This is a genomic window from Kocuria sp. GQ42, from assembly GCF_059758435.1.
On the sequence record NZ_JCAXEN010000002.1, the window covers coordinates 259704 to 283467 of the forward strand.

The following is a 23764-nucleotide window of genomic DNA, read 5'->3' on the forward strand; positions in this document are numbered from 1 at the left end:
CCAAGCCGCGACCCGTCTGTCACAAGTGCAAATACCGCCGCACAGGGACAGACCCGATCCACCTGCATAAAAGTGCAATAGTGAACGCCCGAGATGGTGGGAACCAAAGTTACGGAGCGGTACTTAATGATGGGGAATCCCAGCGGTTCGGGGGGCAGGGGTCGAACGTTCCGTCCCCCGATGTAGTGACACAAAAATCCACACATTCACAGATTTGCTAGAGAGAACACAGCTGGAGGAGATCGTCGAAGTGAACTGGACCACACTCTGACGTGCTGATCCGTTCCCTCCACCCCCGTACGGGGGACACGGTATGCGGGCCGGTGCCCGGTGCCCCCACTCGGGGGACACGGCGGCAGGGCCGGGGACGGCAGAACGCCCGGCCGGGGATCCGGCCGGGCGTTCCGCGGGTGGGGAGGGGTCAGCGGGTGACCCAGGTCCGCTTCGTGATCGAGGACCAGTGCACGGTGTAGCCGTTCGAGAACCGCTGGCGCACCTCGGAGCCGTACCGGTACTCGTCGGTGCTGGGGTAGCCGTAGCCGCGCTCGTAGCCGGCCGACTTCCACCGCTGGCCGATCGCGCTGTTCTCCTTCACGGCCTTCGCCCCGGTGCGGGGACTCCAGAGCACCTTGTGCACGGTGGCCCCGCTGCGGAACACCTGGTAGGCGCCGCCGCCGGTGAGTCCGCCGCGCTCCGGGCTGCTGGGGTAGCCGTAGCCGCGCTCGTGCCCGGCGGCGGCGAACTTCTGGCCGATGGCGCTGTTGAAGCGCACCGGCCAGGCGCCGGTGGGGGCGCTCCAGTAGAACGTGGTGCTCTTGGCGAAACTCTGCAGGGCGCCGCCGCCCACCAGGCCGCCGCGCTCGTTCATGGTGGGGGCGCCGAACACGGCGGCCCCGCCGAGGGCGCGGTACTGGTTGCCGATCCCGCCGCGCACCGTGTACCCGGCGGAGGTGATCGGGGCGGTGGGGGGCTTGGGCGCCGCGACCGTGCCCACCGTGCTGCGGGTGTCCGCGGGGGCCTGGCCGGCGGCGTAGCCGTAGGAGTTCACGGTGCCGACCAGCTTCCAGCCCTGCTTGTTCCCGGCCAGCTGCCCGTCCACGTAGGTCAGGCCGATGCCGATGACCGTCATCTTCGGGTCGGTCAGCACCTTGTTGTGCGCCTTGGAGCCCTTCCACCAGTTCATGAGCTCGGTAACGGTGCCCTGCCAGGACACGGAGTGGATCTCGCCGACGGCGTTCCAGTTGCCGGCGCGCTCGTCCTTCCAGAAGTCGTCGGTGTGGTCGATGACCTCCTCGCGGACCAGGCGGGTGGACTGCTCCTGGCCGATCTGGGAGAGCGTGGCCGAGTACTTCACCGGGGCGAGGCCCTTGGCCTTGCGGTGGGCGTTGATCAGGTCCAGCAGCCGCTGGGTGTCGGCCGAGCGGGTGCCCGTGGAGACGTTGACGATGTCCGAGGTCGCCGCGGCGGCCGGGGCCGCCGCGAGGATCCCGGTGGCGGGGATCGCCAGGGCGAGGGCCGCCGCGGTGAGCGCCAGGCGGCCGGGGGTGCGGGTGCGCGCGGGGGCGCGGTGCTTGGCGGAGTTCATCGGGTGGCCCAGGTCCTCTTCGTGGTGGTCGAGTAGTGCACGGTGAAGTTCTTGGAGAACTTTTGGCGGATCTCGGTGCCGTAGCGGTACTCGCCGGTGGTCGGGTAGCCGTAGCCGCGCTCGGATCCGGCGGCCTTCCACTCCCGGCCGATCGCGCTGTTCTCCTTCACGGCGTGGGCGCCGGAGGCGGAGCTCCAGAGGATCTTGTGGACGTCGTTGCCACGCCGGAACAGCTGGTAGGAGCCGCCGTTGACCAGGCCGCCGATCTCGGGGGTGGAGGGGTAGCCGTAGCCGCGCTCGTAGCCGGCCCGCTTCCAGGCCGCCCCGATCCCGCTGGTCTCCCGGACGGGCTGGGCGCCGGTCGTCGGGCTCCACAGGACCTTGTTCACGGCGCCGCCGCTGCGGAACACCTGGTAGGCGCCGCCGCCGGTGAGGCCCGTGATCTCTCGGGTGGACGGGTAGCCGAAGCCGTTCTCGTAGCGGTTCGCCGTGAACTTCCGGCCGATGGCGCCGTTGAAGTTCACGGGCCACGCCCCGGTGGGGGAGCTCCAGTAGAAGGTGGAGTTCTTGGAGAACCGCTGGTACACGCCGCGGTTGACCAGGCCGCCGCGCTCGTTCATGGTCGGGGTGCCGAAGACCGAGGACCCGCCGAGGGCCCGGTACTGATTGCCGATGCCACCCTTGACCACGTAGCCGGCGGGGGACACCTGGGTGGGCGTCCCGGCGGTCGGGGTGCCGGACGGGGCCCGGCCGCCCATCGGCTTGTAGTAGCGGTTGCGCACCAGGTCCTGGAGCTGCGCGGTGCTGCCGCGGAAGACGTTGGCGTCGATCCGCTCGGTGAACCCGGCGTCCGTGTACTGCCAGAAGTCGTAGGTGGACCAGGCACTGGGCACCCGGGGGGCCGTGGTCTCGTAGGCGGCGATGTGCATGGGGTGGTCGTTGAACGCGGTGGAGTTTCCGGTGCAGTCCTGCCACCAGTAGTAGTTCGTGTAGATGGCCGGCACGCGCCCGGTGCGGGCCTTGTACCGGTTGGAGAAGTCGCGGATCCAGCCGACCATCTCGGACTGGCTGAAGCCGTAGCACTGGTTGCCGTACAGGGAGGGGTACGGGTTGTTCTCGACGTCCAGCAGACCCGGCAGGGTCCGGCCGTCCGCGGACCAGCCGCCGCCGTTGTTGATGAAGTAGTCCGCCTGCTTCGCACCCGAGGAGTCCCGGGTGGGGATCGCGAAGTGGTACCCGCCGCGGACCATGCCCACAGCACCCGCCCCGGCGTACTGCTGCTGGAAGAGGCTGTTGCGGATGCTGTCGCCCTCGGAGGTCTTGACGTAGGCGAAGCGCGAGCCCTGGTTCCACAGGCTCGACCAGTTCAGGGACGGCTGCCAGTTGGAGACGTCCGTGCCCTTGATGCCGCTGGGGGCCCAGGACGCGGCGGCGCCGAGGGACTCGGCCGACGCGACCCCCGCGACGGCCTCCTCCGCGGTGTCGCCGTCCGCCGCGCCGGCAGCAGCGCCGGCGTCGTCGTCGGTGTCGTTGTCCGTGTCGCCGGCGAGCTCCTCCGCGGTGCGGGCGGAGGAGGCGGCCATCTGCTCGAAGTGGTTCTCGGACTTGGCCCACTGGCCCATCACGGCGCCGCCGTGGGGGTCGCCCGCGGCCGGCTGCGTGCCGGCGCGTGCCGGGTCGGGGAGGACGGCCTCGCCGGTGGTCGCGTCCACCAGGGTGGAGACGATCTCGCCGTCGGACTCCACGACCTTGGAGACCAGGTTGCCCTGCCGCTCCTCGGAGAGGGTGGTCGATCGGGTGGTGGCGGCCTCTTCCAGGGCTGCTACCGGGGTCAGTGTGGTGATGGCCAGCACCGCCGCCGTGAGGGCGGCAGGCAGCGTCAGTCGGGGGGTTGCTTTCACGCTGGAACGCCTAACTCGCATGGATCGTTGGGGGGAACGACTCGTGCAAGGCCATCGGGATGGGGGGAAGATCCTCAGAGCCACGTCGAGTATAAAGGCGCGTTTGCATAAACAATCAATAACGATGGGCCGTGTTACGCACCCGTACCTCTCTGGGCGTAGTGATTCGGGGAACGACGACGGACCCGGCGCGCCCCGCGGCCGTCGGTGGCGCAGATCCCGGTGGGCGGGAGGGAACCCGGCTCAGGTCTCGGGCGTCAGCGGACGGGGCGGTCCCCGGGGCGGATCCACCGCACCCCGGGCAGCCGCTCCGGATGCGCTCCGAGGTGCTGGTCCACGACGTCCACCCACGCCCTGACGGCGGGGGAGAGCGGCCGGTCCCGGTGGTGGACCAGGGTGATGGTGCGGGAGCGCTCCGGGACCAGGGGCACAAAGGACAGGCCGGCGAAGCGCATGAGCGGCAGGACGAAGCCCGGGACCGGTGCCACGCCCAGGCCGGAGGCCGCCAGCCCGGCGATGGCGGCGACGTTCTGGGCCCGCACGATGGTCGCGGGGGAGACTCCGGCGTCCCGCAGGGCACGGCCGACGGCCTGCTGGATGCTGGAGGCCGGTCCGAAGGAGATGAGCGGCTCTGTCTGCAGGTCGCTCCAGTCCACGGTCCGCGCCTCGGCCCACCGGTGGTCGGGGTGCACGGCGAGGAAGAAGCTGTCCTCGGCGATGGGACGGACCACGTAGTCCTCGCCGTCCTCCGGGTCGGTGGTGAGCGCCAGGTCGGCCCGGCCGCTCTGCAGGTCCTCGGCGACCTGGTCGCTGAGGTTGTCCTCGACGTGGAGCACCACGTCCGGGTGCAGCTCCTGGTAGCGGCGGATCACCGGGGGCAGCAGGGTGGCCGCGAGGGAGGGCAGCGTGGCGATGGTGATGCTGCCCCGAGTGCCGGCCAGGTAGCCCTCGATGTGCTCGAGACCGGTGTCCACGTGCTCGATCACTCCGCGGGCCACGGCGACGACCGCCTCGCCGTCGGTGGTCAGCGCCACCCGCCGCGTGCTGCGCTGGAACAGCGGGGTGCGCAGCCGTCGCTCCGCCTCGAGGACGGTGCGGCTGAGCGAGGACTGGGCCACTCCGAGCTGCGCGGCGGCCACCGTGAAGCTGCGATGGTCGGCGACGGCCACGACGGCCCGCAGGTGGTGGACCCCCAGATTCATGCTCACAGCTCATGAGTCTATCGGCGGATGATGTTGGACTGCATAAAGTGACTCGCTTCACACTGGCAGGAGGTCAAGGAAAGGACTTCTCGTGCTCGCATGGACAGGTTTTCTCACCATCGGGGTGATCCTGGCGCTGCTGCTCTCCAACCGGGTGGCGGCCGTCGTGGCGCTGGCCGGGGTGCCGATCGTGTTCGCCCTGATCGCCGGGTTCGGCCCGGGCGAGATCGGCGAGTTCGTCGCCGAGGGTCTCGGCGGGGTGGTCGGGGTGACGGTGATGTTCGTCTTCGCCATCACCTACTTCGGGGTGATGCGGGACGCCGGGCTCTTCGACCCCGTCATCCGCCGCATCGTCCGCTGGGCGGGCAACGCCCCGGTCACCATCTGCCTCGCCACCACCGCGCTGGCCATGGCCGCCCACCTGGACGGCGCCGGGGCCACCACGTTCCTCATCACCATCCCGGCCATGATCCCGCTCTTCGACCGGCTGGGCATGAGCCGGCTGACCCTGAGCGTGTGCGTGGGACTCGGCGCGGGCACCATGAACCTGCTCCCGTGGGGCGGGCCCACGGCCCGGGCCGCCGCGACCGCCGGCGTGCCCGCCAACGAGCTGTGGGTCCCGCTGATCCCCGCCCAGCTCGCCGGCATGGTGGCCGCCCTGGCCGTCGCCTGGTTCCTGGGCACCCGCGAGGCCCGGCGGATCGGCCGCGCGGGGACCCCGGCGCCCGCCGGGAGCGCCCGCGCCGACGACGACGCCACCCCGGGCCCGGACGGCACCGTCGCCGCGTCCGCGGCCGACGGCCGCCCGGGGACGGCCACCGGCGCGCCGCTGTCGGCCACGACCACGGCCGCGGACGCCTCCGCCACGACCGCCGCCGGCCCCGCCGGCTCGGCCGCCGCACCGGCGTCCGGGCGGACGGCGACGGCGACCGAGGCAGCCGGGCACCCCGCCGTGGACGAGCTGACCGAGGAGGAGCGGGCCCTGCGCCGGCCCCGCCTGCTGTGGTTCAACACGGCACTGACGGTCGCCGTGCTGGCGGCCCTGATCGCCGGGCTGGCGCCCCCGGAGCTGGTCTTCCTCGCCGGGGTGGTGGTGGCCCTGGTGGTCAACTACCCGGGCCTGAAGCGCCAGACCGCCCGCATCGAGGCCCACGCCACGGGCGCGATGCTCATGGCCACCACACTGCTGGCCGCCGGTGCGTTCCTCGGCATCCTCGAGGGCTCCGGCATGATCACGGCGATGGCCGATGCCGCGACCTCGGTGATCCCCGCCGCGGCCGCCCCCGGCCTGCCGCTGATCGTGGGCGTGCTCGGGGTGCCCCTGAGCCTGCTGTTCGGCCCGGACGCCTACTACTTCGGGGTCCTGCCGGTGCTCAACGCCCTGGGCGAGCAGTACGGTGTCTCCGCGGTGGAAATCACCCAGGCCTCCCTGCTCGGCCAGGAGACCGTGGGCTTCCCGATCAGCCCGCTCACCGGGTCCTTCTACCTGCTGGTCGGTCTGGCCGGGGTGGACATCGGCCGGCACATCCGCGCCCTGTTCGGCTGGGCCTGGCTGGTCAGCATCGTCATGCTCGTCGTGGCGCTGCTGACCGGGGCGATCGCCCTGGGCGCCGCCGGATGAGCCGCCGGACGCAGGGCACGGTCCGGCTCGGGGCCGGCGCGGGGTTCGCCGGGGACCGCATCGACCCGGCCGCGGAGCTCGCCCGCTCCGCCGAGCTCGACTACCTGGTCTTCGAGGTCCTCGGCGAGCGCACGATCGCCGCCGCCAACGCCCGGCGGCTCGCCGGCTCGGACCACGGCTACGACCCGCTGCTGCGCCGCCGGCTGGAGGCCACCCTGCCGGCCTGCCGGGGGCACGGCACCACGATCGTCACCAACGGCGGCGCGGCGGACCCGGTGGCCGCCGGCGTGCTCGCCGTCGACGTCGCCCGGGAGCACGGTCTCACCGGGACGCGGGTGGGCGTGGTGACCGGCGACGACGTGCTCGACGCCGTGCGGCACGCGGACCCGCTGCTGTGGGAGACCGGCCGCCCCCTCTCGGCGGAGTCCGACGAGCTGGTCTCGGCCAACGCCTACCTGGGGGCGGCGCCGGTCGTCGAGGCCCTCGGCGAGGGGGCGGACGTGGTGATTGCCGGCCGGCTCGCCGACCCGGCCCTCTATCTGGGGCCCATCGCCCACGAGCACGGCTGGGACCTCACCGGGGACCCGGCCCTGCTGGGTCAGGGGACGGTGGTGGGCCACCTGCTCGAGTGCGCCGGGCAGCTGACCGGCGGCTACTTCGCCGATCCGCTCACCAAGCCCGTGGACGGTCTCGCGCGGCTGGGCTTCCCGTTCGCGGACGTGGCCGAGGACGGCGCGGCGGTGCTCGCCAAGCTGCCCGGCTCCGGGGGGCTGCTCGACACCCGCACGGTCACCGAGCAGCTGCTGTACGAAGTGGGCGATCCGTCCGCCTACGTCACCCCGGACGTCGTCGCCGACTTCACCGGCGTCACCCTGCGCCAGGACGGCGCCGACCGCGTGCACGTCGAGGGCGGCAGCGGCACGGTGCGCCCGGACGAGCTCAAGGTGACCCTCGGCTTCCGCGGGGGCTGGCTGGGCGAGGGACAGATCAGCTACGCGGGCCCCCGCGCCCTCGCTCGCGCCGAGCTGGCCGCCGACGTCGTCCGCACCCGTCTGGCCCACGTCCACGGTCTCGACCCGGACGCCGTGCTGGTCGAGCTGATCGGCGCCGGCGCCGCCCTCCGCGGGCTGGCCGGGGCCCGGGACCCGGTGGAGGTCCGGCTGCGGGTCGCGGCGAGGGTCCCGGACCGGACCGCGGCCGAGGCCGTGGGGTGGGAGGTCGAGTCCCTGTACACCAACGGCCCCGCCGCCGGCGGCGGGGCCCGCAAGCACGTGCAGGAGGTGCTGGCCATCCGGTCCTGCACCCTGCCCCGCGGACTCGTCCGTCCGCGCGTGAGTCTCGAGGAGGCCTGAATGAGCACCGTCGACGACTGCGCCGACGTCCGGACCGGGGACAAGGGGGACACCCTCATCCTCGCCGTCCGGGCCCGGGACGAGGACGCGTACCACCTGCTCGAGGACGTGCTGACGGCCGAGGCCGTGGCCGGCCACTACGCCCTGGATCTGACCGGGCCCGTCACCCGCCGGCTGCTGCCCGGTCTGCACGCCCTGGTGTTCACCCTGCCCGGCGCCCTGGGCGGGGGCGTCACTGGGTCGCCGGTGCTCGACGGCCACGGCAAGGCGCTCAGCTACCACCTGCTCAGCATGCCGCTCAGGCGGGAGGCGCCTGCCCGGATACGATGAACCGGACTCGACCCCCAGAGGAGAACCATGGCCCCCACGCGCATCCTGACGGTCTGCACGGGCAACGTGTGCCGCTCGCCCATGGCGGCGGTCGAGCTCGACCACGGCCTCAACGAGATCTCGCCCGGCGGCTTCGAGGTGACGAGCGCCGGGATGCACGCGCTGGTGGACGAGGGCTTCGAGCACCGGGTGGGCCGGCTGGCCCAGGACCGCGGCCTGGAGGCCGCCGCCGCGCACCGTGCCCGGCAAGTCACCCCGGACGTGCTGAAGGACACCGACCTGGTGCTCGTGATGGCCCGGGAGCACACCCAGCCGGTGCTCCAGCAGTCGCCGCGGCTGCTGAAGAAGGTCTTCACCCTGCGGGAGTTCGCGCGGATCCTGCAGTACCTCTCCACCGACCCGGAGCTCGACCGCGCGGTGCCGGCGGACCGCGCCGAGCGCTGGGCCTGGCTGGTCCAGCAGGCGCCGCGGCTGCGGCAGCGGGTGCCGGTGCGCCACCCCGAGCGCAACGACGTGATCGACCCCTACCGCCAGGAGGACGCGGTGCTCCAGCAGATGGCGGACGAGCTGTTCGAGGCCACGGACGCGATCCTCGCCTTCGAGCGCCGCTACGCGGAGCGCGCGCCGGCGGCTCAGTAGCGCCCCTTCGCCGCCGCGGGCTGGTGGCGAGGAGGACGAACGGGCACGTCACACGCCTGTTCGTTGCTTGACCGATGAACGGGACCGGTTCCTTAATGGAGCCCAGGTCGGCCACGCCTGCGAGGAGAACCCGTTCCCGGTCACGTGGGCGATGACCAGGTGCTGCACCGATCGTTCGCGAGGAGTTCCTGATGGCCGCTGACCGAGCACTCCCGGAGGACTTCCACGCGCTGTACGACGCCGGCGTCCGGAACGCCCGCGGCACGGCACCACCGGCTGTTCCGGCTGCCGTGTCGCCGGGCCACCTCCGGATGGACGCGCAGCTCGGCGACCTGGAGGTGGACTACGACCAGGCGACCGCGCTGCCGAACCGCATTGCACGGCGGGCCCCGGCCGCCGGGCTGTCGGGTGAGGCGGGTGTGACGCCGGAGGAGACCGTCCGGCGCTTCGTCACCGAGCACGGCGACCTGTGGCGGCTGTCCGAGGCGGACGCGCAGGGCGTCACCATCGTGTCGGTGAGCGGACGGGGGCTGCGCACGGTGCAGCTCGTGCAGCGGGCCGACGGCCTGGAGGTCTTCAACTCCGAGGCGACGGCGGCGATCGGCCCGGACGGCGACGTGATCTCCGTGGCCGGCCAGTTCTTCCCCGGCGCCGCGCAGGCGGCCGGCGCCCGCGCGGCCAGCACCACCGCCGGCGCCACCACGGCGGAGGAGGCGATCGCAGTGGCGGCGTTCGACCTGACCGGGGTCGAGTACCCCGCTGCGGCCTTCACCGAGACGAGCACTGCGAGCGCGGCGAACGCCGAGAGCGCCGATGGCACCGAGGGCGCCGAGGCCGGCGACACCGCCGCTGGGAGTTACCGGTTCTACCGCTTCACCGAGCCGGCCGGCACCGTACGGCCTGGCACCGAACCGGCCGGCTCCAAGTCGATCGACACCGGGCGCTCGGCGTTCGAGCGGGAGGTCCGGGTGAAGGACGTGCTGTTCCCGCTGGGGGAGGAACAGTTCACCCCCGGCTACTACCTGGAGCTCTGGATCGAGGGCTACCCGGCGTTCAGCTACGTGATCGACGCGCTCGGGGAGCCGGAGGTGCTGTTCCGGAAGAACCTGCGGGCGGACGCCGCCTTCACCTACCGGGTGTTCAACACGGGTGACGACCTCTTCCGCCCCGAGGACGGGCCGGCGCCCGGGTCGCCGCACCCGACCGGGCGCCCGGACGGGTTCCAGGCCCCCACCATCCCGGACCGGCTGGTCACGCTCGAGAGCCTCCTCCCGGGCGCCCCGTGGCTGCCGGATGGCGCCACGACCACCCGCGGCAACAACTGCATCGCCTACGCGGACGTCCAGGCGCCGGACGGGAGCAGCTCCGGCGACGTGGACGGCCGGGCCACCGGGGCCCGCATCTTCGACCACGCCTACGACCACGCCCGGCCCGCGAGCGACCCCACCAACCTGCAGGCCAGCGTCGTCGGGATGTTCTTCCACGTGAACTGGCTGCACGACCGCTGGTACGAGGCAGGCTTCGACGAGGCGGCCGGCAACGCCCAGCAGGTGAACCTCACGGGGGCAGGCCTCGGCGGGGACCCGATCCTGGCCGAGGGCAACGACTTCAGCGGCACCGACAACGCCAACATGCAGACCCCGGCCGACGGCGCCAGCCCGCGGATGCAGATGTACGAGTTCCGCGGCGTCGCCCCGCTCCCGTCCCGCACCAGCAACTTCGACGCGCTGATCACCTACCACGAGCTGGGGCACTACATCACCAACCGTCTCGTCGGCAACGCCACCGGGCTGGCCAACCAGCAGGGCCGGGCGATGGGCGAGGGCTGGGGCGACTTCTTCGCGATCACCATGACCTCCCAGGACACCGACGAGTTCGGCACCGGCGCCTTCCCCGCCGGAGGGTGGACCGACCTCACCCCCACCTTCACGGACAACTACTACTTCTCGATCCGCCGCTACCCCTACTCCGCGGACCTGGGCAAGAACCCGCTGACGTTCAAGCACATCAGCAACGGAGTGGTGCTCCCGGCCGGCCCGCCGCGCCGTCCGCACGGCGGCGGGCCGAACAGCGAGGTGCACAACGCCGGCGAGGTCTGGTGCGCCGCCCTGTGGGAGGTGTTCGTCAACCTCGTCGCCGTCCACGGCCACGCCGAGGCCGAGCGCCGCGTGCTCGAGTACGTGGTCGGCGGGCTCAAGCTCACGCCCGGCATGCCGACCTTCACGCTGGCGCGCGACGGCATCGTCACCGCGGTGGCCGCCCTCAACCCCGGGGACCTCGGCGCGGTGTGGCGCGGTTTCGCCAAGCGCGGCCTGGGCGTCGGCGCCGTGTCCCCGCCCAGCACCTCCACGTCGCTCGCGGGCGTGGTCGAGAGCTTCAGCACGCCGTAGGAGGCGCACCATGACGGCCCTCCGCTTCGACCTGGGGAAGACGCCGGGGAACGACGACGTGCCCCGCGCCGCTGCACCGGACGCACTGCGGGCACTGACCGCCGCGGCCGCGGACGCCCGTGCCGTCTGGACGCGGCTCGGCGACACGCTCCTGGTGACCGGGGCGCCGGCCCAGCTGGAGCGGACGGCCGCCGGCCGCGCCCCCGCGGAGCGGATCGAGGTCCCCGCCGCCCGCCTGCACCTGGTGATCCAGAACGGCCGGCAGTTCCAGCAGGCCCACCCCGGGGTCCCGGTCCTGGTGGACCGGGGCCGCTATCTCGTCGCCGACCTCGATCCCGCCGAGGCCGGGAGGATCGTCGAGCCCTCCGAGCGGCACCTGCCGTGCTTCGGCGTCCGCCCCCTGCCGGCGAACACCGTGGTGTTCGAGCAGCGGCCACCGGCACCGGCACGGGCGCGGGCCGTGGCGGAGCCGCGCGCAGCCGCCGTGTCCCGGGACGCGTTCGAGGCGGACCTGCGCACGCTCGTCGAGTTCCGGACGCGGCACTCGACGAGCCCGGAGTTCCGCACCGCGCTCGACTGGGCCGCCGGCGTGCTGAGCGGCCTGGGCTTCGCGACTCGGACCCAGACGGTGGCTCTCCACGGCGGGAGCACGCAGAACCTCATCGCCGAGCGGCCAGGCGCCGGCGGCGACCGCCGCGCGGTGCTCGTCACGGCGCACCTCGACTCGGTCAACGTCCGGGACGGTGCCGCAGCCCCCGCCCCGGGCGCGGACGACAACGGCTCCGGCGCCGCGGGGGTGCTCGCCGTCGCCGGGGCCCTGCGGGACCACCCCGGCGCCCGCGACCTGCGGCTCATCCTCTTCGGGGGCGAGGAGCAGGGACTGTTCGGCAGCCGCCACTACGTGGCGGAGCTGGACCAGGCGGCCCGCGACCGCATCCACTCGGTGGTGAACATGGACATGATCGCGTCCCGGAACACGCCCGCGCCCACGGTGCTGCTCGAGGGCGCCGTCGCGTCCCAGGCCGTGCTGGAGGAGCTGGCCGCCGCGGCGCAGGCGCACACCGGCCTGACCGTGCAGACCAGTCTGCTGCCCTTCAACAGCGACCACGTGCCGTTCCTCGACGCCGGCATTCCCGCGGTGCTTACGATCGAGGGGGCCGACGGCGCCAACGACCGCATCCACACCGCCGGCGACACCCTGGAGCACATCGACCACGACCTCGCCCTGGAGATCCTGCGGATGAACGTCGCCTACCTCGTCCAGGCCCTCGGTCCGGCCTGAGCCAGGACCCGAGGGACCGGAGCGAGCGGGACGCCGCGGACGCCGCGAGGTGAGCACCCGCGATAAACTAACGGGCAGCAGACGGGCTCGGCGGGCGCGTCCTGCTCAGGCGCCCACATAGGCCGCGAGGTGCTCGCCCGTGAGGGTGGAACGGGCGGCGACGAGCTCGGCGGGGGTGCCCTCGAAGACGATCCGGCCGCCGTCGTGGCCGGCGCCGGGGCCGAGGTCGATGATCCGGTCCGCGTGGGCCATGACCGCCTGGTGGTGCTCGATCACGATCACCGACTTGCCGGAGTCGACCAGCCGGTCGAGCAGGCCGAGCAGCTGTTGCACGTCGGCGAGGTGCAGGCCCGTGGTCGGCTCGTCGAGGACGTAGACGCCGCCCTTCTTGCCCAGGTGGGTGGCCAGCTTGAGCCGCTGGCGCTCGCCGCCGGAGAGCGTGGTGAGCGGCTGGCCGAGGCTGAGATAGCCCAGTCCCACGTCCGCGAGCCGGTGCAGGATGGCGTGGGCGGCCGGGGTGCGGGCGTCGCCGTCACCGAAGAGCGCCTCGGCCTCCTCGACCGGCATCGCGAGCACGTCGGCGATGTTCCGCCCGCCCAGGGTGTACTCGAGGACCGCGGCCTGGAACCGCCTGCCCTCGCACTCCTCGCACGTGGTGGCGACCCCGGCCATCATCACCAGGTCGGTGTAGATGACGCCGGCGCCGTTGCAGGCCGGGCAGGCGCCCTCCGAGTTGGCGCTGAACAGCGCCGGCTTCACCCCGTTGGCCTTGGCGAACGCCTTGCGGATCGGGTCCAGCAGTCCCGTGTACGTCGCCGGGTTGCTGCGGCGGGAGCCGCGGATGGCGCTCTGGTCGATGGACACCACGTCCTCCCGGCCGAGCACCGAGCCGGTGATCAGCGAGCTCTTGCCGGAGCCGGCCACCCCGGTCAGCACCGTGAGCACGCCGAGCGGGATGTCGACGTCGACGGACCGCAGGTTGTGGGTGTCGGCGCCGCGCACCTCCAGCACCCCGGAGGGGGTGCGCACGGAGGTCTTCAGGGCGGCGCGGTCGTCCAGGTGCCGGCCGGTGAGGGTGTCGCCGGCCCGCAGTCCCGCCACGGTGCCCTCGTAGCAGACGGTGCCGCCGGCCGTGCCGGCGCCGGGGCCGAGGTCGACCACGTGGTCGGCGATCGCGATGGTCTCCGGCTTGTGCTCCACGACCAGCACCGTGTTGCCCTTGTCCCGCAGCCGCAGCAGCAGCTGGTTCATCCGCTGGATGTCGTGGGGGTGCAGTCCGATGGTCGGCTCGTCGAAGACGTAGGTGACGTCGGTGAGCGAGGAGCCGAGGTGGCGGATCATCTTGGTGCGCTGGGCCTCGCCGCCGGAGAGCGTGCCCGAAGAGCGGCTCAGCGAGAGGTAGCCGAGCCCGATCTCCACGAACGAGTCGAGGGTCTCGCCGAGTGCGGTGAGCAGCGGCGCCACGGACGGCTCGTCCAGGGCGCGCACCCACGCGGCGAGGTCGCTGATCTGCATCGCGCAGGCGTCGGCGATGCTGATCCCGCGGATCTTGGAGGAGCGGGCGGCCGCGCTGAGCCGGGTGCCGCCACACTCGGGGCACGCGGTGAACGTCACGGCCCGTTCCACGAAGGCGCGGATGTGCGGCTGCAGCGCGGCCACGTCCTTGGACAGGAAGGACTTCTGCATCCGGGGGATCAGGCCCTCGTAGGTGAGGTTGATGTTGTCGACCTTGATCTTGGTCGGCTCCCGGTGCAGCAGGTCGTGCAGCTCGGTCTCGGTGTAGTCGCGGATCGGCTTGTCCGGGTCGAGGAACCCGGAGCCGCCGTAGATCCGGCCGTACCAGCCGTCCGCGCTGTAGCCGGGGATCGTGAGAGCCCCCTCGCTGAGGGACTTGGAGGCGTCGTAGAGCTGGGTCAGGTCGAAGTCGTTGACCTGGCCCATGCCCTCGCAGCGCGGGCACATGCCGCCGGTGATGGAGAAGCTGCGCCGCTCCTTGACGGTCTTCCCGCCGCGCTCCATGGTCACCGCACCGGCGCCGCTGATCGAGGCGACGTTGAAGGAGAACGCCTTCGCCGTGCCGATGTGCGGCTGCCCGAGCCGGCTGAAGAGGATCCGCAGCATCGCGTCCGCGTCGGTGGCGGTGCCCACGGTGGAGCGGGCGTTGGCGCCCATCCGCTCCTGGTCCACGATGATCGCGGTGGTGAGCCCGTCGAGGACGTCGACGTCGGGCCGGGCCTGTGTGGGCATGAAGCCCTGCACGAAGGTGCTGTAGGTCTCGTTGATCAGCCGCTGCGACTCCGCGGCGATCGTGCCGAACACCAGGGAGCTCTTGCCGGAGCCGGAGATCCCGGTGAACACCGTGAGCCGGCGCTTGGGCAGCTCCACGCTGATGTCCCGGAGATTGTTCTCGCGGGCTCCCTGGACGCGGATCAGGTCGTGGCTGTCGGCCACGTGCGGCGCAACAGACGAGGCGGGGGAGTGCGGGTCCTGGCTCGGGGGTGTGCTCATCGTGTCTCCATCCCTGGGGCGCCTGCGTCAGGACTCCCGACGACGCGGCCCGGTTCGATCCGACCGCCTCCGAGCATACGTCCGGCCCGCCCGCCGCTCGAGGATTCAGCGCAGCCGACAGCAGAGCCGCTCAGGGCAGAGCCGCGCACAGCAGAAACGGGTTCCGCTCGAGGGAGCCCGGGTCCACGCTGGGCCCATGACCACCACCACCGCACCACCCCGGACCCCGATCGACGACGAGCTCGCCTCCCGGCTGCTGGAGCAGCGCATCATCGTGCTGGGCGCCGAGCTGGACCAGGCCACCGGCAACCGGCTGTGCACACAGCTGCTGCTGCTCTCCGCCCAGGACCCGCGGCGGGACATCTCCCTCTGGATCAACTCCCCGGGCGGCTCCGTCCCGGCCATGCTCGCGATCATGGACGTCATGCGGATCATCCCCAACGACGTGTCCACCCTCGCCATGGGGCTGGCATGCAGCGCGGGGCAGTTCCTGCTCTCGGCCGGCACCCCGGGCAAGCGCAGCGCCCTGCCGCACGCCCGGATCCTGCTGCACCAGGGCTCGGCCGGGATCGGCGGCACCGCCGTGGACATCGCCATCCAGGCCGAGGACCTGCGCCACACCCGGGACACCGTGCTCGGGCTCATCGCCGAGCACACCGGTCAGCCGCTCGAGCGGATCGTGGCCGACTCCCAGCGGGACCGCTGGTTCACCGCCGAGGAGGCCCTCGCCTACGGCTTCGTGGACCGGGTCATCGCCGGGCTCGACGACGTGCGGCCCCGCTCCGCCACCACGGCCGCCGCGGGGGTGGGGTCGTGAGCAGCTACGCCGTGCCCTACGTCGTCGAACGCACGCCCCACGGCGAGCGCAGCATGGACGTCTTCAGCCGGCTGCTGATGGAGCGGATCGTCTACCTCGGCACCGAGATCGACGACGGGGTCGCCAACGTCCTGATCGCCCAGCTGCTCTACCTGGACTCCTACGGCTCCGACCAGCCGATCGGCTTCTACATCAACTCCCCGGGCGGCTCCACCACGGCGATGCTCGCGGTTTACGACGCCATGCAGCACGTGGGCGCGCCCGTGGAGACCACCTGTGTGGGCCAGGCGGCCTCGGCCGCGGCGGTGCTGCTGGCGGCCGGGGCCCCGGGGCGCCGCTCGGTGCTGCCCCACGCCCGGGTAGTGCTGCACCAGCCGGCCGCGCAGGGCCAGGGCACCATCCCGGACCTCATCCTCGAGGCCGAGGAGATCGCCCGCACCCGGGAGCAGCTGGAGCAGGTGCTCGCCCGGCACACTGGACGCACCCCGGAGCAGATCCGCGAGGACACGGACCGGGACCTCGTGCTCACCGCCGAGGAGGCGGTGGCCTACGGGGTGGCCGACCGGGTCGTGACCCCGCGGGAGGTCCGGGCCCGGTGAGACGGGCGGGACCGGGCAGAGCGCTCAGACGGCCAAGGCCACCGGCCCGGCCAGGCAGACCGGCCCGCCCGGGACGGCACGGGCGGCCGGGGCGCTGTCGAGCAGCACCCCGGTGGTCCCCTCGGTGAGATCGACGAGGTTCAGTCCCAGGGCACCGACCACCGCGGCGATGATCTCCGAGGAGGGGTCCTTCACTCCGCGCTCGATCTCGGAGAGGTACTGCGTGGAGACCCCGGAGACGCGGGCCACCTGCGCCAGCGTCAGCCCCTGCGCCAGGCGATGGCGGCGCAGGAACATCCCCAGCACGGACCGCCACAGCGGGTCCACGGGCGCTCGCGGCGCGGCACGCTCCCGCGGCGCGGGTGCCGGGAGGTAGGCCGGCGACGAGGCGGATGTGGGGCGGATCACGTCCTTCATGAACCCATGCTAGGTCCGTACGGGCGCCGGCGGGCGGGTCGTCTGCTGTGAGCGGAGCACGGTGTCCTGTCCACGCCGCGGGCACGGTGGGATACTGGCCGCATGGATCCGCCGCAGGTGGGCGACCAGCTCCACGAGGGCACGGAGGCGCTCGAGCGGGCCGACTGGGCCGGCGCGCGCCTGGCCTTCGAGCACGTCCTGGACGGCGGCAGTGCCGCCGGTGAGGCGGTGGCCGCGGAGGGCCTGGGTCTCGCCCTGTGGTTCGAGGGCCGGATCGCCGAGGGGATCGCGTGGCGCGAACGTGCCGTCGCCGGGCTCGTGGCGCAGCGCCGCTTCGACGACGCCGCCCGGGTGGCGGTCTGGGTGTCCGACCAGCATCTGATCGCCGGCCGCCCGTCCGCGGCACGGGGCTGGCTGGCCCGGGCTGAGCGGGCGGTCGAGGGCATTCCCACGGGCACCGGGCACGGCTGGGTGGCGGTCGGACGGGCCCAGCAGGCCGCGTCCGTCGAGGAACAGGCCGCGCAGGCGGAACGGGCGATGCGCATCGGCCGTGAGACCGGCGCGGAGGACCTCGAGGTCTTCGCCCTGAGCCTGCTCGGCCAGGCGGAGCTGGCCGCGGGCCACCGGGAGCCGGGTCTGCGTCTGCTCGAGGAGGCCATGGTCGCCGCTACGGCCGGGCGGGTCCGCAACGTCCACACCCTGGGCGACACGTACTGCGCCCTGGTCACGGCCTGCGCCGAGGCGGAGGAGTGGGAGCGGGCCGTGGAGTGGTGCGAGCGCGTGGAGGACTTCGCCCGGTCCCACCGGGCGGCGCCGCTGCTGGGGGTCTGCCGGACCGTGCACGCCGATGTACTGATCGCCACGGGCCACTGGTCCGAGGCCGAGGAGGCGCTGGAGTCCGCCCTGGCCACCCACGCCCGGGCCATCCCGGAGCTCAGCGTCCCGGCCCTCGTCTCCCTGGCGGAGCTGCGGATCCACCAGGGCCGGCTGCGCGAGGCGGAGCAGCTGCTGTCCGGGCGGCAGGAGCACCCGTCGTCGTTGCGCGCGCTGGCCCTGCTGCACGTCGCCGAGGGGCGACCGCACGTGGCGGTCTCCCTGCTCGAGCGCGGTCTGTCCGGGACGGAGGGGCACGCGGTGCGCACCACGCAGCTGCTGGCCGCCCTCGTCGACGCCACCCTGGCGGCCGGGGACCTCGCGGCCGCCGAGGCAGCGACGGGAAGTCTGCACCGGATCGCCGGGGAGTCCGAGATGCGGCTCGGCTCGGCCCGCGCCGATCTCGCCGCGGCCCGGCTCGCCCTGGCCACGGGTGACCGGGGCGCGGCCGCCGAGCTCGCCCGGCGGGCGCTGCGCGCCTTCGGCGCCATGGCCATGCCCCTGGACGCGGCACTGGCCCGGCTCGACCTGGCCCGGTCGGTCATGGGCGGATCGCCCGATTTGGCGCTGGAGGAGGCGCTGGCCGCCCAGGGCGTCTTCCGCGACCTGGGGGCGTCCCGGGAGCTGGACGCCGCGGCCCGGCTCCTGCGCGAGCTCGGGGGCGGCACGGGCCCGCGGCCGCGGAACGGGGGAGAGCTGACCTCGCGTGAGCACGAGGTGCTGGACCTGATCGCCCTCGGGATGTCCAACGCGCGGATCGCGAGAGCCCTGAGCATCAGCGAGAAGACCGCCGGGCACCACGTGAGCCGGATCCTCATGAAGCTCGGCGTGCACAACCGCGCGGAGGCGGCCGCGCACGCGGTGGGCAGGGGAAAGGGGTAGCGGAGGAGTAGGGAGAGGGTAGGGAGCGAATAGGGAGCTCTCCCGATGTTCCGCCCTGTCGATCGGCGGATCCTGGGACGCACGGCACCGCTGGAGCCCACTCCGGCAGCAGACCTCGACCCGAGGCGCCCGTTCCCTCGACCAGGAGACCCCGTCATGAGCCAGACCATCAGCCCCCGGACCGCGGACCACGAGCTCAAGGCCAAGCACCGCGCCATCTGGGCCTCGGGCGACTACCCGACCATGGTGGAGACGTTCCTGCTCCCGCTGGGCCCGCGCCTGGTGGGAGCAGCCGGCGTCACCGCCGGCCAGCGCGTCCTCGACGTCGGCGCCGGCAACGGCAACGCCTCCCTCCCCGCGGCCGCCACGGGCGCCCGCGTCACCGCCGGCGACCTCACCCCCGAGCTGCTCGACGACGGCAGGCGGCGCGCCGCGCTCGCCGGACTCGACCTCGAGTGGGTCGAGGTCGACGCCGAGCACCTCCCGTTCGAGGACGCCTCCTACGACGTGGTGATGTCCTCGATCGGCGCTATGTTCGCCCCCCACCACCAGCAGACGGCCGACGAGCTGGTGCGCGTGACCCGCCCCGGCGGGACCCTCGCCCTGCTGAGCTGGACGCCCGCAGGACTGGTGGGCGAGCTGTTCCGCACGATGAAGCCCTTCGCCCCGCCCCCGCCCCCGGGCGTGCAGCCCCCGCCGTTGTGGGGGAGCGAGGAGCACCTGCGGGGGCTCTTCGGCGGACGGGTGCAGTTCCATCGCGTCCTCCGGGACGTCCTCGAGGTCACCGCGTTCGAGCGGGCGCGCGACTTCGGCGAGCACTTCAAGGCCAACTACGGCCCCACCATCGCCGTGCGGAAGAACGCCGAGCGCGAGGGCCGGGCCGCGGAGTTCGACGAGGCGCTCGACCAGCTCTGCGACGAGTGGAACCGGGGTGCGCCCGAGCGGGCACGGTTCGAGATGGAGTACCTGGTGGCGGTCGGCACCCGGCCGTGACCTTGACCGGCAACCAATAGGTTGCCTAATCTGGTGGCGTGGACATCGTGTTCCAGGCCCTGGCCCATCCCGCGCGGCGGATCCTCCTCGAGGAGCTCGCCGCGCGGGATGACCAGAGCCTCTTCGAGCTCACCGTGCGGCTCATCAACGACCACGGTCTGGCCATGACCCGCCAGGCCGTGACCAAGCACCTGGCCGTGCTGCGCGAGGCCGGCCTGGTGACCTCGACCGTCCAGGGGCGCACCACGGTGCACCACCTGGACACCTCCCCGCTCACCGACGCGCGGCAGTGGATGGACTCCCTGCCGCCCCCGCCGAAGGACACGCCGTGATCATCACCTACACCTCCGTCTTCGTGGACGAACAGCAGAAGGCCCTGGAGTTCTACACCGACACGCTCGGCTTCCAGCTCAAGGTCGACGTGCCGACCGGGCCCTATCGGTGGCTGACCGTCGTCTCGCCGCAGGCCCCGGACGGCGTTCAGCTGCTGCTCGAGCCCTCCGAGCACCCGGCCGTCCACCCGTTCAAGGACGCCCTGGTGGCCGACGGCATCCCGTTCAACAGCTTCGGGGTCGAGGACGTGCAGGCCGAGTACGAGCGGCTCACCGCCCTGGGCGTGCGCTTCGTGCAGGAGCCGACCGCGATGGGCCCGGTCACCACCGCGGTACTCGACGACACCTGCGGCAACCTGATCCAGATCGCGCACCTGAACGACCCGGAGGCGCATGCCGTGTAGTGAGTGGACCGTTGGCTGATATTCGCAAGGCACATGGGTGGCCGACCCTTGGTTGCCAATAGTTAAATCACTTCGCCCGAGATGCGGCGACGGCTGGTGGCCTGTCGGGTGTCGGTATCGGCGGTTCGTCTGCAATCGAGTAGCAGAAGTACCGTAATAGCCGTATTGACTTCCTCCCCACCCTGGCGGGTGCGGATTCCTACGCGGCCGCTAGTGTGCGGTCCGTTCGGTGGGTTCCTGCTTCGCTGGGGTTTGCGCACGCGAGCGTACGTCTGACATCCCCTCCACAGGCGTTTAGGGTCTCCGCCAGCCCGGCGGCGACCATGATATTCACGGCAGCGTTGTAGTCTCGGTCCAGCCGCGCGCCGCACGCTTCACACGTCCAAATGCGAATGTGTAAAGGTTTGATGCCGTCATTCACTCCACACACGGAACATACCTGGCTGGTGGGCTCCCATCGATCGATTCGTACCACGGTGCGCCCGTGCGCGATGGCTTTCTCTTCAACAAGCCGCTGGAGCGTGCCCCATCCGGCGTCGTGAATAGACTTGCCCATCCGTGTCCGAACCAGAGCGACAATGCTCAATGTCTCCAGGGCGACCGTTTGGTTCTCACGGACGAGTCGGAGAGCGAGCTTGTGGTGGTGATCCAGTCTTGTCTCGCGCACCTTCCGGTGCAGCACGGCAACTCGATGGCGGGCTTTCTCTCGATTGTGGGATCCTTTCTGTTTGCGGCATAGAGCGCGTTGGGCTTGAGCGAGTCGCCGTTCCTTTAACCGGAGCCACTTCGGGTTCCCGACCTTTTCCCGCGAGCCGTCCGAGCAGGTGATGGCGGCGAGGTCAGTGAGACCGACGTCGACTCCTGCAACTCTTTCGATTGGGGGCAGAGGTGCGGAACGTGGCGTTTGCACCACGAATGAAAGGAAGTACCGGCCATCGGCCTCCAGGATGACCGTCACCGATGATGGGGCTGAGGGCAAAGGGCGAGAAGAAGCGAACCGAACTCGCCCGACCTTCTGCAAGTTGATGTGACCGACTCCGTCGGACGATTGCTGCAGTTTCAAGAGAGCGTTCCCAGTGAAGCGGGCAGATTGTTTGCCACGCCTGGTCTTGAACCTTGGAGCCCCGACCTTTTTGTTTTTCTGCTTCTTGGCGAGCGCGGCGAAGTAATTCCGATAGGCCTTGTCTGCATCCCGGAGAGACTGCTGGAGCGCAACGCTGGACACCTCCGCCAGCCACGCTCGTTGCGGAGTGCGTTTCGCCTCCGTAAGCAGCCGCCTTGAAAGCTCTCCAGCGGTGGGAAATGGTTCACCGTTGCGCCAGGCGGTCTTACGGGCCGCAATCACGTCGTTGTAGACGACTCGGGTGCAACCGAATACCCGGGCAAGGCGTTTGACCTGGTCCCCAGTGGGATAAGCGCGGTATCTGTAACGCTTGAACACACTCAAACCATAGGCAGGGCCTCAGACATCTTTAATGCTGTATCGATAGCCCGGAGGACGCCTGAAGCTGCCGACGGGCTGAGCGTGCCCTACCGATGACCGACCGTCCCGATGACCGCCCGTCATCTCGCCGCGAACTGAGGAGGGGCGCCGCTACTGCTCGAGCTTTCGGACTACCCGGGCGCTCACCCGTTCACAGGAGCACTGATGGACGACAGCACCCAGTTCAACTGTTTCGGCGTGGAGGACATACAGGCTTGGCGCGAGCGTCGAACCGCCGTGGGCGTGCGCTTCGTGCAGGAGCCGACCGTGACGGGCCCGGTTACCACCGGGGTGCTCGACGACATCTGCGGCAACCTGATCCAGATCGCCCACCCGAACGACCCGGCGGCGGCCGAACAGTAGGTGCGGCGCAGTCCGCACAACGACGAAGGGGCGCCTCAGGCAGGAGGCGCCCCTTCGTCGTTCGAGCCGTCGTTCGGCCCGGGTCAGTGCCCCGTCGACGTGGACCCGGTGGAGGAGCCGGACCGGCCCCAGGCCTCAAGTCCGAAGGTCTCGTGCTCGGCAGAGCCCGGGACATCCGGCTGTTCGGCGGGCTTCGGCGCGGGTGCCGCATCCTCCGCCGACGGAGCCGTGGGCTCCTGCTGCGTCCGCGGCGTGGCCAGCGGCTGGGACTCAGCGGGCTCCGCTCGCAGCTCGGTGCCCCATGGCTGGTGCTTGCCGACCGGTGCGGGGACAACCGGCTGCGCGCCGGTCTTTGGCGCCGCCTTCTCGTCCGAGTTCGCGTAATAGGATTTGCCATAGTATCCGTAATAGCCGGCGTCCGCGCCGGTGGTGGGCACTCGGTTGAGCACCACGCCCAGCACGTTGCCGCGGACCTGGTGCAGGTTCTCCAGGGCCTTGGACAGCTCGTCCGTGGTGGTCTTCTGCGCGGTGGCCACGATCAGCGCACCGTCGGCGGAGGCCGTGAGCAGTGCGGCGTCGGTGACCGGCAGCAGCGGGGGAGCGTCCACCAGGACCAGGGCGTCCTCGGCGAGGGTCTCGAGCATGGTGTGCATGGCCTTCGAGGACAGCAGCTCCGTGGGGTTCGGTGCGGTCTTCCCAGCGCCGAGCACCTGCAGGTTGGGGAACGTGTCGTAGGTCTGGAGGACCTCCTCCACCTGCACCTGACCGGTCAGCACGTCGGTGACGCCCACGCCGGCCACGAGGCCGAAGAGGTCGGTCATCACTGGGCGGCGGAGATCGCCGTCCACGACGACGACGTTGCGCCCGGTCGAGGCGATGGCCACCGCCAGGTTCGCCGTGATCGAGGACTTGCCCTCACCCGGCAGGGACGAGGTCACCACGATCATCTTCGGCGGGTTGTCCACGGAGACGAAGCTGAGGTTGGTGCGCAGCTCGCGCAGGGCCTCGGCGAACTCGTGGTGGCCGCGGCCGGCGGAGATGCCGGTCTCGACGATCGCGCGGTGGTCGGACAGCCGGTCGTCGGTGGGGATGACACCGAGGACGGAGACGCCGAAGCCGTCGCGGATCTCCTCGACCGACTTGATGCGGCGGTCCATCTTGTACCGGGCGAAGGCGTAGAGCAGACCCAGCCCGAGGCCGCCCACGAAACCGAGGGCCAGGTTGAGCTTGAGGTTCGGCGAGGACGGCGCCAGCGGCAGCGAGGCGTTGCTCAGCGGCTGGACGGCCACGCGGTTGATCGCGTCCTCGTCGCCCTGGCTCTCGAGCTCCTGCACCTGACCGGCCAGTGCCACGACCCAGGCGTTGGCCAGATCGGCCGCCTCCGTCGGGTCCTCGGCGTCGGCGGTGATACGCAGCTCCGGAGTGTCCACGGGGACGTCCGTGGTGATGCGCGGCAGCACCTCCTCCGGCGTGGCGTCGAGATCGAGCTCGTCGATCACCGACTCGGCGACCGGCCGGGACGTGGCCAGGGACTCGTAGGAGACGGCCTTGGACTGCGCCAGGTTGTTGCCCGCCAGGGCGCTGGCCAGGTCCTGCTCACCGGTGGCGACGACCAGTCCGGACGCGGTGGCGGAATAGATCTTCGGCTGGATGAGCGTCCAGCCCAGTGCCAGCAGAGTGCACAACAGCGTGATCAGCGTGATGGCCCGCCAGTGCGTGCGCACGAGCCGGAGGAGGTCCCGTGCATCGAGAGCGGGGGCTTCCCGCTCTGCGTCAAGGTGCTCCATGGTT

At 71.7% G+C, this 23764-nt stretch carries 20 protein-coding genes; 13 read left to right on the forward strand and 7 right to left on the reverse strand.

What is annotated here, in order from left to right:
• Positions 1 to 421 precede the first annotated feature (421 nt).
• The 3 genes from AC6CH6_RS06735 to AC6CH6_RS06745 form a co-directional block, all read right to left on the reverse strand.
• Entirely contained in the window at positions 422 to 1585 is a 1164-nt protein-coding gene (locus tag AC6CH6_RS06735) for a CAP domain-containing protein (protein ID WP_498254531.1), read from the reverse strand.
• Positions 1582 to 3486 (reverse strand): GH25 family lysozyme, encoded by a 1905-nt coding sequence (locus tag AC6CH6_RS06740; protein WP_498254532.1) that lies wholly within the window; start codon positions 3484 to 3486, stop codon positions 1582 to 1584. The genes AC6CH6_RS06735 and AC6CH6_RS06740 overlap by 4 nt, the downstream gene beginning before the upstream one ends.
• A 257-nt stretch (positions 3487 to 3743) precedes the next feature.
• Positions 3744 to 4688, reverse strand: a complete 945-nt coding sequence (locus AC6CH6_RS06745; RefSeq protein ID WP_498254533.1) for a LysR family transcriptional regulator — start codon at positions 4686 to 4688, stop codon at positions 3744 to 3746.
• Between the two features lie 91 nt (positions 4689 to 4779).
• Between AC6CH6_RS06745 and AC6CH6_RS06750 the strand changes: the two genes are divergently transcribed.
• The 6 genes from AC6CH6_RS06750 to AC6CH6_RS06775 all read left to right on the forward strand — a co-directional run bounded on the left by AC6CH6_RS06750 (position 4780) and on the right by AC6CH6_RS06775 (position 12302).
• Positions 4780 to 6309, forward strand: a complete 1530-nt coding sequence (locus tag AC6CH6_RS06750; RefSeq protein ID WP_498254534.1) for a CitMHS family transporter — start codon at positions 4780 to 4782, stop codon at positions 6307 to 6309.
• Positions 6306 to 7661: an acyclic terpene utilization AtuA family protein gene (locus tag AC6CH6_RS06755; protein ID WP_498254535.1), complete on the forward strand. Its 1356-nt coding sequence runs from the start codon at positions 6306 to 6308 to the stop codon at positions 7659 to 7661. The genes AC6CH6_RS06750 and AC6CH6_RS06755 overlap by 4 nt, the downstream gene beginning before the upstream one ends.
• The gene (locus tag AC6CH6_RS06760; protein ID WP_498254536.1) at positions 7662 to 7991 is read left to right on the forward strand and encodes an AtuA-related protein; all 330 of its coding nucleotides are present in this window, start codon (positions 7662 to 7664) and stop codon (positions 7989 to 7991) included.
• A gap of 27 nt (positions 7992 to 8018) precedes the next feature.
• On the forward strand, positions 8019 to 8630 hold the full coding sequence (locus AC6CH6_RS06765; RefSeq protein ID WP_133411468.1) for an arsenate reductase/protein-tyrosine-phosphatase family protein: 612 nt from the start codon (positions 8019 to 8021) through the stop codon (positions 8628 to 8630).
• A gap of 191 nt (positions 8631 to 8821) precedes the next feature.
• A complete protein-coding gene (locus tag AC6CH6_RS06770; protein ID WP_498254537.1) occupies positions 8822 to 11020 on the forward strand; it encodes a M36 family metallopeptidase in 2199 nt (732 codons plus the stop codon).
• A gap of 10 nt (positions 11021 to 11030) precedes the next feature.
• Positions 11031 to 12302 carry a M28 family metallopeptidase gene (locus tag AC6CH6_RS06775; protein ID WP_498254538.1) on the forward strand — a complete coding sequence of 424 codons (1272 nt, stop codon included), beginning with the start codon at positions 11031 to 11033 and terminating at the stop codon, positions 12300 to 12302.
• Positions 12303 to 12407: 105 nt separating this feature from the next.
• Here the strand turns inward: AC6CH6_RS06775 and AC6CH6_RS06780 are convergent, their stop codons facing one another.
• Positions 12408 to 14810, reverse strand: a complete 2403-nt coding sequence (locus AC6CH6_RS06780) for an ATP-binding cassette domain-containing protein (RefSeq protein WP_498254539.1) — start codon at positions 14808 to 14810, stop codon at positions 12408 to 12410.
• 196 nt (positions 14811 to 15006) lie between these two features.
• On the opposite strand from AC6CH6_RS06780, the gene AC6CH6_RS06785 reads away from it, so the two are divergent.
• Both AC6CH6_RS06785 and AC6CH6_RS06790 read left to right on the forward strand, forming a co-directional pair.
• Positions 15007 to 15627, forward strand: coding sequence for a ClpP family protease (locus tag AC6CH6_RS06785; RefSeq protein WP_498254540.1), 621 nt, complete (start codon positions 15007 to 15009; stop codon positions 15625 to 15627).
• Positions 15624 to 16226, forward strand: coding sequence for a ClpP family protease (locus tag AC6CH6_RS06790; RefSeq protein ID WP_498254541.1), 603 nt, complete (start codon positions 15624 to 15626; stop codon positions 16224 to 16226). Before AC6CH6_RS06785 ends, AC6CH6_RS06790 begins: the two co-directional genes overlap by 4 nt.
• Before the next feature lie 24 nt (positions 16227 to 16250).
• On the opposite strand, the gene AC6CH6_RS06795 is transcribed toward AC6CH6_RS06790, so the two are convergent.
• Complete coding sequence (locus AC6CH6_RS06795; RefSeq protein ID WP_498254542.1) at positions 16251 to 16643, reverse strand: helix-turn-helix domain-containing protein; 393 nt, start codon at positions 16641 to 16643, stop codon at positions 16251 to 16253.
• Between the two features lie 102 nt (positions 16644 to 16745).
• Here AC6CH6_RS06795 and AC6CH6_RS06800 point away from each other — a divergent pair, with 102 nt between their 5' ends.
• The 4 genes from AC6CH6_RS06800 (at position 16746) to AC6CH6_RS06815 (ending at position 20127) form a co-directional block, all read left to right on the forward strand.
• Positions 16746 to 18398: a LuxR C-terminal-related transcriptional regulator gene (locus tag AC6CH6_RS06800; protein WP_498254543.1), complete on the forward strand. Its 1653-nt coding sequence runs from the start codon at positions 16746 to 16748 to the stop codon at positions 18396 to 18398.
• 156 nt (positions 18399 to 18554) lie between these two features.
• Positions 18555 to 19391, forward strand: coding sequence for a class I SAM-dependent methyltransferase (locus AC6CH6_RS06805; RefSeq protein WP_498254544.1), 837 nt, complete (start codon positions 18555 to 18557; stop codon positions 19389 to 19391).
• Between the two features lie 38 nt (positions 19392 to 19429).
• A complete protein-coding gene (locus tag AC6CH6_RS06810; protein WP_109222818.1) occupies positions 19430 to 19723 on the forward strand; it encodes an ArsR/SmtB family transcription factor in 294 nt (97 codons plus the stop codon).
• A complete protein-coding gene (locus tag AC6CH6_RS06815) occupies positions 19720 to 20127 on the forward strand; it encodes a VOC family protein (RefSeq protein ID WP_498254545.1) in 408 nt (135 codons plus the stop codon). The genes AC6CH6_RS06810 and AC6CH6_RS06815 overlap by 4 nt, the downstream gene beginning before the upstream one ends.
• 199 nt (positions 20128 to 20326) lie before the next feature.
• Here AC6CH6_RS06815 and AC6CH6_RS06820 read toward each other — a convergent pair whose 3' ends face one another.
• The gene (locus AC6CH6_RS06820) at positions 20327 to 21568 is read right to left on the reverse strand and encodes an RNA-guided endonuclease InsQ/TnpB family protein (RefSeq protein ID WP_498254546.1); all 1242 of its coding nucleotides are present in this window, start codon (positions 21566 to 21568) and stop codon (positions 20327 to 20329) included.
• Positions 21569 to 21724: 156 nt separating this feature from the next.
• Here AC6CH6_RS06820 and AC6CH6_RS06825 point away from each other — a divergent pair, with 156 nt between their 5' ends.
• Positions 21725 to 21973, forward strand: coding sequence for a VOC family protein (locus AC6CH6_RS06825; RefSeq protein WP_498254712.1), 249 nt, complete (start codon positions 21725 to 21727; stop codon positions 21971 to 21973).
• Positions 21974 to 22056: 83 nt separating this feature from the next.
• Here the strand turns inward: AC6CH6_RS06825 and AC6CH6_RS06830 are convergent, their stop codons facing one another.
• Positions 22057 to 23760 (reverse strand): tyrosine-protein kinase domain-containing protein, encoded by a 1704-nt coding sequence (locus AC6CH6_RS06830; protein WP_498254547.1) that lies wholly within the window; start codon positions 23758 to 23760, stop codon positions 22057 to 22059.
• Positions 23761 to 23764 lie beyond the last annotated feature (4 nt).